This is a genomic window from Clostridium sp. MF28, assembly GCF_002969175.1.
GTDB classification, from domain to species: domain Bacteria; phylum Bacillota; class Clostridia; order Clostridiales; family Clostridiaceae; genus Clostridium; species Clostridium beijerinckii.
Genome location: NZ_CP014331.1, coordinates 6,004,730 through 6,017,891 on the forward strand (window position 1 = coordinate 6,004,730; position 13,162 = coordinate 6,017,891).

12 protein-coding genes, 1 pseudogene and 1 riboswitch are annotated in these 13,162 nt (G+C 27.1%); of the genes and pseudogenes, 11 read left to right on the forward strand and 2 right to left on the reverse strand.

The genetic code is table 11. The features are described from left to right. Positions 1–8 precede the first annotated feature (8 nt). The 4 genes from AXY43_RS26580 to AXY43_RS26590 all read left to right on the forward strand — a co-directional run bounded on the left by AXY43_RS26580 (position 9) and on the right by AXY43_RS26590 (position 2,747). Positions 9–209: a hypothetical protein gene (locus AXY43_RS26580; protein WP_065416406.1), complete on the forward strand. Its 201-nt coding sequence runs from the start codon at positions 9–11 to the stop codon at positions 207–209. 873 nt (positions 210–1,082) lie between these two features. Next, positions 1,083–1,301 (forward strand): class I SAM-dependent methyltransferase, encoded by a 219-nt coding sequence (locus AXY43_RS28690; protein WP_338108744.1) that lies wholly within the window; start codon positions 1,083–1,085, stop codon positions 1,299–1,301. A 3-nt stretch (positions 1,302–1,304) separates the two neighbouring features. Beyond that, complete coding sequence (locus AXY43_RS26585) at positions 1,305–1,778, forward strand: methyltransferase domain-containing protein (RefSeq protein WP_341457899.1); 474 nt, start codon at positions 1,305–1,307, stop codon at positions 1,776–1,778. A 408-nt stretch (positions 1,779–2,186) separates the two neighbouring features. After that, positions 2,187–2,747 (forward strand): hypothetical protein, encoded by a 561-nt coding sequence (locus tag AXY43_RS26590; RefSeq protein WP_105412446.1) that lies wholly within the window; start codon positions 2,187–2,189, stop codon positions 2,745–2,747. Between the two features lie 289 nt (positions 2,748–3,036). Here the strand turns inward: AXY43_RS26590 and AXY43_RS26595 are convergent, their stop codons facing one another. Then, positions 3,037–3,225, reverse strand: a complete 189-nt coding sequence (locus AXY43_RS26595; RefSeq protein ID WP_017209353.1) for a YvrJ family protein — start codon at positions 3,223–3,225, stop codon at positions 3,037–3,039. Between the two features lie 102 nt (positions 3,226–3,327). Beyond that, positions 3,328–3,852 (reverse strand): hypothetical protein, encoded by a 525-nt coding sequence (locus tag AXY43_RS26600; RefSeq protein WP_105412447.1) that lies wholly within the window; start codon positions 3,850–3,852, stop codon positions 3,328–3,330. 339 nt (positions 3,853–4,191) lie between these two features. On the opposite strand from AXY43_RS26600, the pseudogene AXY43_RS26605 reads away from it, so the two are divergent. The 7 genes and pseudogenes from AXY43_RS26605 to AXY43_RS26635 all read left to right on the forward strand — a co-directional run bounded on the left by AXY43_RS26605 (position 4,192) and on the right by AXY43_RS26635 (position 12,841). Beyond that, a pseudogene (locus tag AXY43_RS26605) lies at positions 4,192–4,435 on the forward strand (hypothetical protein). A 135-nt stretch (positions 4,436–4,570) separates the two neighbouring features. Further along, entirely contained in the window at positions 4,571–4,852 is a 282-nt protein-coding gene (locus AXY43_RS26610) for a hypothetical protein (protein WP_181246142.1), read from the forward strand. Between the two features lie 608 nt (positions 4,853–5,460). Then, the gene (locus tag AXY43_RS26615; RefSeq protein ID WP_105412448.1) at positions 5,461–7,137 is read left to right on the forward strand and encodes a ribonuclease J; all 1,677 of its coding nucleotides are present in this window, start codon (positions 5,461–5,463) and stop codon (positions 7,135–7,137) included. Positions 7,138–7,253: 116 nt separating this feature from the next. After that, positions 7,254–7,318, forward strand: a riboswitch (Fluoride riboswitch). A 46-nt stretch (positions 7,319–7,364) separates the two neighbouring features. After that, entirely contained in the window at positions 7,365–8,147 is a 783-nt protein-coding gene (locus AXY43_RS26620) for a DUF6710 family protein (protein WP_105412449.1), read from the forward strand. 322 nt (positions 8,148–8,469) lie between these two features. After that, on the forward strand, positions 8,470–10,494 hold the full coding sequence (locus tag AXY43_RS26625; protein ID WP_105412450.1) for an ATP-dependent nuclease: 2,025 nt from the start codon (positions 8,470–8,472) through the stop codon (positions 10,492–10,494). Further along, positions 10,481–12,457 (forward strand): UvrD-helicase domain-containing protein, encoded by a 1,977-nt coding sequence (locus AXY43_RS26630; protein ID WP_181246141.1) that lies wholly within the window; start codon positions 10,481–10,483, stop codon positions 12,455–12,457. The genes AXY43_RS26625 and AXY43_RS26630 overlap by 14 nt, the downstream gene beginning before the upstream one ends. Positions 12,458–12,583: 126 nt before the next feature. Next, positions 12,584–12,841 (forward strand): hypothetical protein, encoded by a 258-nt coding sequence (locus AXY43_RS26635; RefSeq protein ID WP_105412452.1) that lies wholly within the window; start codon positions 12,584–12,586, stop codon positions 12,839–12,841. The last annotated feature ends 321 nt before the right edge of the window (positions 12,842–13,162 follow it).

Below are 13,162 nucleotides of genomic sequence, written 5' to 3' on the forward strand. Positions count from 1 at the left end.
GAAAGTATATGACTGAATTAAGTACTATGTTAAGGGAAGATGGTTATAGACAAGGATTCGAGCAAGGTGAATTAAAAAAATCAATAGAGGTTGCGAAGAGAGCCATAAGTCAAGGTATGAGTGACGAACTGATTAGTGAGTTGGTTGGTCTATCTAAAAGAGAGATCAAAATAATAAGAATAGCTATTCAAACTAATAAAACAAATTGAATAAAGTTATAAAAAGGAAGATATTAATATACTTCAAACAGCAGATAATGTACGAGATAAAGAACCTTTTAACTAAGTTTTTTGGGTTCGCGTATATTATACTCAGCTTAAAGTAATTAATATCTTTTTATTTTAACTCGCCAGGGCTCAGACAAAGGAAGAGAAGTACAAGCTAATGCGTATATTAGAATAAAATATATTATAAACTAGTTAGTAGTATATAAAGATAATTTAAATTAAGTACGTAGAAATAAAACTAAATTTATAGAGTGGCGCAGCCACAAGGAGCACGTAGTTCTCCAATATATTTATTCCTTAAACTAGCTTGAACTTCTCTTCATTAGGAGCGAAGCGACATTATTGGATTACAAAAAATGTAATGCCAATAGAGCAGAGCGTATTGGTATTAAGGATTGACTCTTTCTGGACTTAAAGTTTAAAAGTAAATCTAAAGTAAGCAGGATGGATGAGAAAAACATTAACTTACGAGTGTAACGAGCATAATCAGAAGATATTAATTAGTTCAAGCTGAAAAGAATATAGAAGAGGTAAGAGTTATATTAAATGAAATTCTTTAATACATAGATTTTCTTTTGCTTTAAGTATATTAATATATTCCTTTTTTAATAAGAATAATAATTTAAAAGTATAGAACATAAAGAAAAAGCAACATTTCATAGGGGAATATGAATGTTGCTTCTTTATAATAGGGTAAATATTTATGAAAAAAAGTTTTATCAATCTTATAACTTTATTATAGTGTATTATTGTGTCAGTATAATGACGGATTAAGATTTAGTTAGACAATATTATATATTCAAATATGTTATAATTAACCAAAAGGTAAACTATAATTTGTGGGGGAAGATACAAATGGATAGTACAAGTATTCCAGTATGGGAATTATTGCAAAAGCAAATAACATGGAATCAGTTGAGTTTTATACATAATAAAAAAATATTGGATTTTGGAAGTGGAATGGGAATAACAGCTTCACATTTTGCAAGGGACAATGAAGTCGTTGCAATTGAACCAGATAATAAAATGCTTTCAGAAAGAATTACGGATAATGACTATACTCAAATACATTGAGATATGCAGGCTCTGAAAGAATTTGAAGATGAATCATTTGATGTTATATTATGTCATAATGTTTTTGAATATGCTCTACAAAGAGAAAACATTGCTAAAGAATTTGCAAGGATTCTAAAAAAAGATGGAGTGCTTTCTATATTGAAACATAATAGAGTAGGAAGAATTATGCAGATGGTTGTTTTATTAAATAATTTTGAGCATGCTAATGAATTATTAGAAGGAAAGAATGGAAAGACAGAAAAGTTTGGAGATATTCACTACTATGATGATATGGATATTCTAAAGTGGTCAAATGATTTTGAAATAGAAAAAATATTAGGAATGAGAACATTTTGGGATTTACAACAAAATCAAGATATACAAAAAGATGAAAAATGGCAGAAACAAATGATTGCCATGGAGCAGAATGTTTGTGAAAGAGATGAATTTAAAGCGGTTGCCTCTTTTCATCATCTGATACTTAAGAAAAAATAGCACATTCTGAGTATAATATTTAGTTTTCAAACTTTAAACTAAATCTTACAAATAATAAATTTGCATTGGGAGAATAGATCATATTTACAAAATTAAAATGAAATTATTTAAGGAGTGGTTATACTTAAAAGGCGTATCAACAGTTGATACGTTCTTCTATTTAATAATGTACAACCTAAAAACAATGCAAGTATAACAAATAGTAACATACATAGGGGTAATATGCATGCTACTCATTTATATAGAAATTTTCATAAGCATCATTAAAACCAATTGTTTACATAAGCAGTCTTCCGAGCTCTTCTTCAAAAATTACAATCTATCCATTTATTAGGAAATATATACTCTACCTGATATAATAAAATAAGCTATAATTATGAGACAATAATTTAGATTTGGAGTAAAAGTATGAAAAAAAATATAAGAAAATTAGGAAAATCAAAAATTATATCATATAGTTTTATTATAATTACTCTTTTAGTTGGTACATGTGCAGTAGCTACTTATTTTGTTGGAAATGTAACAAAGTATTGGCTTTATTTTATAATTACTAATTATGCATCTATCCTAACTTTCTTTATAGCTTCATTAATTTTAAGTATATTAATACTATTTAATACTGACATAGATCAAAAGGCCCTAGGAATTATAGCTTTTATTGGATTCGCCATAGGATTTGGCTTGATTTTTATAAATTTAGCATTACCTTTAGACATGGATATATATACAATGATAACGAGATCTTATAGAGAGATTAATGGCCCAGTTGTATCAGCCGAATTGAAACGTACAAATTTAAAGTATAGAATAACAATGGAAACAGAACTTACTATGCATGATAATATTAAAAATGAAAATATAACTATTACTTTTTTTAATCAGCCATCATATGATTTTAGAGTAGGAGAAAATATTAATGTTAAATATTTGCCACATTCACGTATGGGAATATCATATTTTCACATATAATGAAGGTTTCCACTTTTATTATTACAGCCATAAATAACAACGTCTTAATCAAATAATGTAGCAATTAATGAAAATATTGTTCTTGAAAATTCAATACTATTATATTTGCAAAATATGCTATAATTAACTAAAAGATAAATTCCAATTTATAGTTGAGCTCTTTGTGTTCTTGTAAACTTTGTATCATTTTATAATTTAAATTCAAATTAAACTACTTAGTTTCGGTGTCCTAATACAAACAAATTTAAAGGCGATAAACACTTAAAACAAAATGTTTATAGCCTTTTTCTCACGCCACTTTATTAGAATCATCATTATCTATAACAACTCCAAGTTTTGTTGATATTATGGTATTTAATTTGTTAATGGAACTTGATAAGCTAACTATTTGTTTTTCTAAGCGGATCAGCAAATAGGCTGAAACAGCTACTGGAAAACCATTATTCACTATCAAATTTATTAAATCATTTACTTCCATAAATCCATCACCTCCTATAATGGATATATGAAATAAAATATATTAGTTCATATTTAGGAAATAAATAATTATCTGAAATTAAAATAGATAAAATAAATTAGATTATTGAGTGCCACCTTCATTTACAATGTAGTTATGATAATGGTCTATGGCAATATCAACTATGCTGCTGACACATACATTTATATCAGGGTGTAGATGCTTTAATTCATTTATTTTTCTTATAGTAGAATTTCTAAGGGTGTAGCTTCTCTTAATAGTTGGAGTTTCACCATCAATGGCAGGAGCAGCACCATTAGGAAGAGGAGTTCTTCTATTGTCAAATATATTTTCTGTAGAACTTAAAGTATTTTTTATTTCTATGGAGTTAGTTATATTATTTTCAAAATTGCTGTTAATAGTTGAAGCAGTATTAGCTTGAGTATTGTTTTTAGGACCTTCTTGAATAGAATTATTATTAGATTTACAATCAGAGCTAGTTTGAATAATATTATTATCAGAATCATCAAAAGAGAAGGAAGATATGCAGTCACCAGCTATAGGAGTTTCACTTGTAAATCCATATACTTCACCTTCATCATATTCAAAATCATTTTTAGGAACGTTTGATGTTTTTCTTCTAGCCATAAATTATATAACCTCCCTTGGTGTTTTTTAATCAGTATTTTTATGTATTCTCTTAAAGGATATATGGCTGTTTATTGGAGATTCTAAAGTTCTAAAGAATTTGAGAATATAAATTTTTTAGAATTAAAGAATTTAAGAATTAAGGAATTTTAGAATGTAAGATTTTAAGAATATATATTCTTTAGAATTTAAGAATTTGCTTGTAAAATGCGGGCTAGGAGATTAGACATACAAATTTAATCATGATTTTAATGTTATGTTACAGTATAAAACATATATCCATAATAGCAGCTGATAAATTTTAAAGCTGTAAATAAATTATTGGAGTGTGTTGTAAAAATGATTAAAGATGAAATTAAACTTAATTCAGAAGAAGGAGAGATTTTTGATAAAAAAGCAGATTGCTCTTGCTATTAGAAATTCTACTTTTAATGATGAACTTGGATGTTCTTTATTAGATGATGGTATATTGGATAAATGCCAAGGATGTAGCTTGAAATATATTTGTGATGGAATAGATCAGCTTGCTGATAGTTATGTAGAGAAAACTACAGAGGTTGTTAACAATTTTAGTTTTGAATAAGAAATAAAAGAAATTAAAGATTTTAGAAGTGAATCACTTCATTTAAAAAAGAGAAAGGCTGGAGAGCTTTCATTTCAAGTAAACAGAAAAGATATTCCAGTAGTATATCCAATTAGTCCGTTTCTATTTAAAGAAGTGAAGAGTTGGAAGGATAGAGTTTTAAGCGGGGTACCTCAGTTAATAATTCCATTTACAGCGGATCAGCCATTCAGGGCACATAGATTGTTTTCAAAAGGGTATTCAGTAGGTACTTTAAAAGAGAAAAATCTAGAATCAGTTGATTTAATAAAGGTATTTAAGGACATGGAAAATAAAGAATATATAAGAAATGCTAAAGAAATCAAAAATATTATTGAGTCTGAAAAAAGATTAGAAAATGCGGTGAAATATATAGAAAAAGTGTATAAATCATTTTGAAATAGAGATAAAATCTTTAATATTAAAGATGAATAAGTAAACCTTATTCATCTTAGATTCAGATTAGAATTGAATGATAGCATAAATATAAATTGACTATATAGGAATATTAATGATAATATTTAGTAAGAAGTGTAAAGTTCGTTATAATTTAATAATAAAAAAAGATGAATGAATATAAGTTATTAAATTTGTATTTATTCAAGTTTTTTTATGATAATCAAAATATTACATAAAAATATTAAGGCGCAGATACTGTAAGATATTTTTAATCTTTGCAAAATTAATTATTATTAATTAAATGCTTAGACAAAATAACTTTTATAAAAGTTAAAGCTTTTAACAGTATATATTGCTCTTCGGAATTATGAAAAATTTATAACACAAAAAATTAATATCAAAAAATTTAATGATAATTAAGTTCTATTTTTGTACTCAAAAGTTCATTGAATCTTTGCGTATACAAGCTTCATCTTGAAGGAATATTGTGCCACTTAAGTGGACAGATTCTTCTAAGATACAAGTAAGTGAAGTTGTATTTCTATTAGAAGAACTTCAATTGAATCTTAGAATATATTTATGCACTTAGTTACAAGTTAGGAGATAAAATGATAAATAAAAGCAAAATAAAAAGCAAAGTAAAGATTATACCTCTAGGAGGGTTAGGGGAAATAGGAAAAAATTTAACTGTCTTTGAATATGAAGATGAGATAGTAATTATAGATTGTGGAATGTCGTTTCCGGATGAAGAACTTCTTGGAATCGACCTTGTACTTCCTGATATAACGTATTTACTAAGAAATAAGGATAAGATAAAGGGATTTTTTATAACTCATGGACATGAAGATCATATAGGTGGATTACCTTATGTTTTGAAGCAAATTAATGTTCCTATTTATGCTACAAAGTTAACTTTGGGATTAATTGAAAGTAAATTAGAAGAGCATAATATTCTTAGTGATTGCACATTAAATATGGTTAAACCAGGTGATATAATAGAAACAGGCAATTTCAATATTGAATTTATTAGAACAAATCATAGTATAGCAGATAGTGTGTCAATTGCTTTGCATACACCTATAGGAATAATTGTTCATACTGGTGATTTTAAAATTGACTTTACTCCAATTGATGGAGAAATTATAGATTTGCAAAGATATGCACAGCTCGGAAAAAAAGGAGTACTGCTTTTAATGGCTGATAGTACTAATGCTACTCGTTCAGGTTATACAATGTCGGAAAAGACTGTAGGTGAAACTTTAAATAATCTATTTATTAAGGCAGATGGAAGAGTAATAGTAGCTACTTTCGCATCAAGTATTCATAGAGTGCAGCAGATTGCTAATGCTTCTATAAAAAATGGTAGGAAGATTGCATTTAGTGGAAGAAGCATGGAAAAAATATCTGAAGTTGCTATGTCGCTAGGATATTTATTTATACCAGAAGAAATGATAATAGATTTAAATGACGTTAAAAAATATCCAGATAATAAAGTTACAATAATCACGACTGGAAGCCAAGGTGAGCCAATGGCAGCACTTACAAGAATAGCAGCAGGCAATCATAGGAGTATTCAACTAGAAAAGGGAGATACGGTTATCATATCATCAACACCAATACCAGGTAATAAAAAGGCTGTATCGTGTGTTGTGGATGATTTAACAGAAAAAGGTGCTAAGGTAATATACGAAGCAATAGAGGATATACATGTTTCAGGCCATGCTTGTGAGCAAGAGCTTAGATTAATTCATGCACTTTTAAAACCTAAATTCTTTGTACCTGTACATGGTGAATATAGGCATTTATTAAGTCATTCTAAGATTGCAGAAAATATGGGTATGGATAAATCAAATATGTTTATATTAGAAATAGGAGATGTATTAGAATTATCTAGAAATAAAGCAGAAATAACTAACAAGGTACCAGCAGGTAGGGTTCTTATAGATGGCTTAGGTGTAGGTGATATAGGAAATATTGTACTTCGAGATAGAAAGAATTTAGCAAAGGATGGTATTATAACAGTAGTTATTGTTATAAATAAAGAAAGTAAAACCGTAATATCTGGTCCAGATATAATTACAAGAGGCTTTGTATATGTTAGAGATTCAGAAGAGCTAATGAGAGAGATTAGAAGAATAGTTTCTAAGAGTGTAGAAAGATGCCTGGATAATGATGTAACTGGGTGGTCAGAAATTAAGAGTGCCATAAGAAGAGAAGTAAATACTTATGTATATACAAAAATGAAAAGAAAACCTATGGTCTTGCCAGTAATTACTGAAATATAAAGCGTTGAATAAAATAAAGAGAAGGAAAAAATGTTACGAAATTAGATTGATATAAGTTGAAATATATTAGAATTTAAGGTACAACTAAATGAAATTATAATGTATTAAGAATATAAAAGTTCATAGGTGATGAAGTTCGTCTTTAAATATCTTGTTTGAGATTGATGACTCCTACTATAGTAAAATATAGTAGGAGTCTATTTATTTTTATTTTAGGAGGGATTAATTTGCTAGGAATTACATTAACCTCAACTTTTTCTAGTTTACGCTTATTAAGATTAGCCCTTATAAGTGTTGAATCAAAATACAGATTTTTTCAACAATTATCTGTAAAACATAACTTTGATAATATCATTAATTTTGCAAAAGAAATATTAGAGTCTAACGTCAGTAAATATGCAAAACAACATCCGATATTTGATGTAATAAGGATTTTGGGCAGAGGACTGCAAACTGATTGTATGAAATACTTATTATATATAGATGGAGATGAGGATAATAGTGTTCCTAATTTAAGCTGGAGTAGTGTAGGGTTTGAGGAAAGGGTTTGTATATCTAATAACCAGGGCAAATATCTTAAGATAAATGATTTAAAAAAGGAGGTAAAATGCAAAAAGAAAATAAATCTAAGTACTGATTTAATATTACCATGGCTATGGCACAAGGATAGGCTAATTAGAGCACTTATAGATATAGGTGAAGGTCGAAAGAAAAAGAAATGGAAACAAGATTTTAATAATCACTTTGTTGAAGTATGGCTTCCAATGGGAATAGCTTGGGTTAATGGCGGAAATCACTCTATTACTATGGGGATAGTACAAGGTTGGGAATTGGAGCCAGAATATTATTATGATATCAGTGAGGTATATAAATATGTATACTGTGATGGAGAAAATTTTATTAGGACTGAAGACAATAAAGTTATAGCCAAAGTTACTAATGTTGAGTTTGCTGCTATTTTTGAAATAGGAAGGCTACTAGTAGAAAAAGGATTGTCTTTTATTGATTAGGATGTAACAACGATATATCATTCTCTTACTTAGAAAGCTAAGGCTTAATGAAATGAATTATTTGCTATCATATGTGATTTGTTAATTTATATAGAGATTAATAGAAAATCGCTGGATAAATATAGGTAAAATTATAAATTTTTGTAGTATAATAAGGATAGATTATCTTTTTCTAAATTAGGTAATCTATCCTTATTATTTTTTTAGTAAAAAATAAATTATGGATTTGAGGTTCACATAATGTCTATAGTAGGAAGTTTAAAATTTAAATTTGTTGTATATAAGTATTAATAAGTAATAAGCTGGGGAATGGAGTGAGTTTGTGTTTTTATCACAATTAAAGTTATGGAATTTTAGAAAATATGGATGTGACGAGGGAAGAAATGAGCAAGCAAATCTTATAGTAAATTTTAATAGCGGATTAAATTTGATTGTAGGGGAAAATGATAGTGGAAAATCAACTATAATTGATGCAATAAAAATTGCATTAGGAACTCAAAGTTATGATAATGTAAGAATTGAAGAAAATGATTTTTATAAAGGAAGTAGTAAAAGACAAGAAAATTTAAAAATTGAGTGTAAATTCGAGCAATTAAGTGACATAGAATGTGGAAAATTCTTGGAATGGATTGAATTTGATGATTTTGGATATCCATATTTGACTGTTAGAGTTATAGCTAGATTGAAAGAAAATAAAATCATTATTAAAAAAACAGCAGGAAAAGATGGTGTGGATGTTACATTTGAGGCTTCAGATAATTTAAGAGTTACTTATTTAAAGCCCTTAAGAGATGCCGAAAATGAATTGAGTCCGGGGTATAAATCAAGATTTGCTCAGGTATTAAAAAATCATCCGTTATTTAAGAAAAATGATATTAATTCACCACATGAATTAGAAGAACTTATGAGGCATACAAACAAGGAAATAGAAGAATATTTTATTACGGATAATGATGGAGAAAATATTAATGATCCAGGACATATAATTAAATTTATTGATAATACCTTAGAAAATTTTATGGGTATAGAAAAAGAAAAATATAATGCGAAAATAAATATATCTAATATGGAATTAAACAAGATATTATCACGTCTTATGTTAAGTATAGATGAAAATAAAGTGGGTTTAGGAACATTAAATCAATTGTATATAGCAATGGAATTACTTTTATTAGAAGTTAAAAATGATAATAATGAATTTTCGTTAGCATTAATTGAAGAGATAGAAGCACATATACATCCGCAGGCTCAATTAAGGGTAATAAAACATTTAGAAAAGAATACAAAAACACAAACAATATTGACAACACATAGCATTACTTTGGCATCTATTGTAGAATTAGGAAGCCTAATTCTATGCAGAGATGGAAAAGCATTTTCTTTGAATTCTAAATATACAAATTTATCAAAAGGTGATTATGAATTCCTAGAAAGGTTTTTAGATTCTACTAAGGCAAACTTGTTTTTTGCCAAAGGTATTATTTTTGTTGAGGGTGATGCAGAAAATATTTTGATACCTGTAATTGCAGATATTATAAATTTACCACTATATAAATATGGCGTATCTATTGTTAATGTAGGAAATGTCGCATTTCTAAGATATAGAAATATATTTATTTCAAAAGGGAAAGATACTACATTAGGAGTACCTATATCTATAATTACAGATTTGGATGTAAGACCACCAGAATTTTATAAATATTTAGACGATGAAAAAGATAAAGAGCATAAATACACAGTATATGAATTAAAGAAAGATAACGCTAAATATACAAATTTAGATGATATTAAAAGATATTTAAGAAATGAGTTAGACATATTACAAATAAGTAAAAAAATTTTGCAAGAAAATGTAGATATTATTGAAGATGATTATGAAGAATATAAGGTAGCCAAAAAAGAAGAAAAAAATCGGAAGTATACTTATAATGAAATTAAGGTATTTACCAATACATGGACAATGGAATATGATATTGCTTTAAGTTGTATTAGAGAGTATCTATTTGCAGCAGTTTTAATTGGAACTGAAATACGAAATAATGAGGATATAATAAGTGAGATAAATGAAGAAAAGTACATAGAAGATGCAACAAAAAAAATATTAGAAGAATATAAGGGGAAATCAGATTATGAAATTGCATATCTAATATATAAACCATTACTAAATGGAATATGTTCTAAAGCTGTTTGTGCTCAATATTTGGCTAAAATATTAGTCAATAAAGTTAAAGAAAATAACAAGATGATTGATAAAATGAAAGATGATGAATATCTAGGGTATATAATTAAAGCTATTCAATATGTAACTGATGAAGTCGATGGAGGAAAAGTTAATGTTGAAGAATAACCTAAGTATGGATATTAATGTTACAGAAGAAGATATTGAATATGCAGAAAAATTGTTACTCAAGAATGAGGATAAGTTTGATAAAGAAGAACGATTACCCATAATAATAAATTTTCAAGAATCATTCGATGTAAATGCGTGTCCGGGAAGTGGAAAAACAACTGTATTATTGGCAAAGTTAATAATACTAGCTAGAAAATTACCATTAAATAATGGACAAGGAGTATGTGTTTTGACACATACTAATGTAGCAATTAATGAAATTAAAACAAGATTAGGTGATAAAAGCGATATACTATTTAAATATCCCAATTTTTTTGGAACTATACAACAGTTTATAGATAAATATTTAGCTATACCATTTTTAAAAAAATTGACTTGTGCCAATGTTGGAAGTATAGATGATGATATTTATTTTGATATTATAAAAAGGTTATCAACGGGAAACTTTCCATTAATAAAAAGAGCAATTCAATTTTGCATTGGCAAGGGATTATATCCTAATGGAGATTTTAGTAATAATTTTATTAGATTTATTTCAAACAAACATATAAAATATGTTAATGGAGAATTATTTATAGCTAATGATACTGGAGCGACGCTTGAAAGCAAAGGATATTATAATGAACTTAAAGATATAATGGTTGATAAATTACTCATGAAAGGTTATCTAAGATACGAAGATACTATTACATTAGCACAAGAGTACCTAAGTAGACATGAGAATCTTAAAATATATTTCTCTAAAAGATTTAAATATGTATTTATTGATGAAATGCAAGATACTAAAAAAGATCAACAAGAAATTTTTAAAAGTATATTTAATCAAAATAGTATTGTATTACAGAGATTTGGAGATTTTAATCAAAGCATTGGTGAAGGAGAGGGAAAAGATCAATGCGGTTGGGAACCGAATTCTAATACAATGCTAATTAATTCAAGTAAAAGATATGGAGATGAATTAATAAAATTTTTATCACCATTAAGAATATTAAAAAGTGGCGAGATGGAAGGAAATAAAAAAATAAAAACTATCAATCCAAACATAATAATTTTTGATGATAGCAATGTTAATTTAGTAATAGAGACATTTTATAAAATTTTAAATAAATATGGCATTGAATGCAATTATGGAGAAAAGATAAAAGTAATAGGAAAAATTGGAATACAAGTAAATGATCCGTATTTATCAATAAAGACTTATGTACCAACATATGATAAGTCAAACAGAAGTTATCCTCTAAACATAAAAAAATGCATAAAATTAAAACAATCAAAAAATTTATATGAATTTTATAATAATTTAATATCTATATTAATATTAGTTTTAATTAAGGATAGAAACAAGATAAGCAAAGATGAATTTATTAAGTTTATTGAAATGAACTATTATGAGTTATTTATAAAATACAAAGCTAAAATGATAGAATGGTATAAAAATATAAACATAAATTCTAGTAAGGTTTTTCTGCAAATAGCTAAAGAAAGTACAGAGTTTTTAAACAAGATTACTGAAATTGAATTTGACGAATCTAAATTAAATAATTTTCTTACCTATGACGATAATACTAGTAAGGAAGAAGCAGCAGTAACTAAGGAGAATAAAGCAAACGCAGGTGAAAGTGATATTAGTACAGTATTTGGAGCTAAAGGAGAAAAGCATTTAGCTACACTTTACTTAGAAAGTAACTATAAAACAAGTTGGGGAGATAGAAGTGATATTTCTAGAATCTTAGATTATATGCTTAATAAGAAGACTAGTGTAGAACAATCAGATAAAGAAGCGTTATCGAATGCATACGTGGCATTAAGTAGAGCACAAAAATTAACATGCATAGCGATTCATTATAATACAATCAAAGAAAGAATAAAAGAATTTGAGGAGTATGGTTACATAATAAATGGTTGTGATGAAAGTATAGAAGCCCTTATCAATAATGAAGTTAATCATCCTATATTATAAAATTTATTATTAGTATAGTTATTCAATAGATAATAAATTTAAGAATAAATTCTATAAATTTACACACTCTATTATTAATATATATTTGATTAAATATTTTCGTGTGAATAGGAAGGAGTAGTGCATATGATAAATCCAATAGGTAGTGCTAGATTATTATGGACTATAAATAGATTAAATGCTATTAACAACAATGAGTGTTATAATTTCAAGGCAATGTGTGAAAGAATAGGCATGGACTATAATAAGGTAAATGCATTTTTAGAGATTAGTAATGGTATAATGAATAAAAATATAGATTTTGGACCATTATTGAAACAATATGATTTGCAAGAAAAAGAATTAGATGAGCTAGCAAACAATATACCACCTGTTCTTGCTTAAAATGTTTGCTGCGTGTTAACATAGATAGCTTATTAATTTTCACGAAATTTACATTACTCTAGGATGATAACAATAATTTTTTATCTGCAAAATATTACTATAAGTAGTAAGCACGCTTAAGGCGTGCAAAAATTTGTAAGTACAAGCCTTAAACTAATAAACGAATAACAGAAAAAGAAGTTTAGGTAGTTTGTTAAAGCAATAAGGAAGATGTCTTTTAAAAAAATTAAGAGATTAAAGTAATATAAAATCATTTTACTAATTAATTCTAATATTTTAACTTCCCATTATTCATATAATTAGAATTAAGGGGCTGTTGCA

What these genes read in the sequence shown, in the direction of transcription:
- AXY43_RS28690 (WP_338108744.1), top strand. Translation starts at nt 1,083, where the DNA reads ATGGATAGTACAAGTATTCCAGTATGGGAATTATTGCAAAAGCAAATA.
- AXY43_RS26590 (WP_105412446.1), top strand. Translation starts at nt 2,187, where the DNA reads ATGAAAAAAAATATAAGAAAATTAGGAAAATCAAAAATTATATCATAT.
- AXY43_RS26635 (WP_105412452.1), top strand. Translation starts at nt 12,584, where the DNA reads ATGATAAATCCAATAGGTAGTGCTAGATTATTATGGACTATAAATAGA.
- AXY43_RS26600 (WP_105412447.1), bottom strand. Translation starts at nt 3,852, where the DNA reads ATGGCTAGAAGAAAAACATCAAACGTTCCTAAAAATGATTTTGAATAT.
- AXY43_RS26580 (WP_065416406.1), top strand. Translation starts at nt 9, where the DNA reads ATGACTGAATTAAGTACTATGTTAAGGGAAGATGGTTATAGACAAGGA.
- AXY43_RS26585 (WP_341457899.1), top strand. Translation starts at nt 1,305, where the DNA reads ATGCAGGCTCTGAAAGAATTTGAAGATGAATCATTTGATGTTATATTA.
- AXY43_RS26615 (WP_105412448.1), top strand. Translation starts at nt 5,461, where the DNA reads ATGATAAATAAAAGCAAAATAAAAAGCAAAGTAAAGATTATACCTCTA.
- AXY43_RS26630 (WP_181246141.1), top strand. Translation starts at nt 10,481, where the DNA reads ATGTTGAAGAATAACCTAAGTATGGATATTAATGTTACAGAAGAAGAT.
- AXY43_RS26595 (WP_017209353.1), bottom strand. Translation starts at nt 3,225, where the DNA reads ATGGAAGTAAATGATTTAATAAATTTGATAGTGAATAATGGTTTTCCA.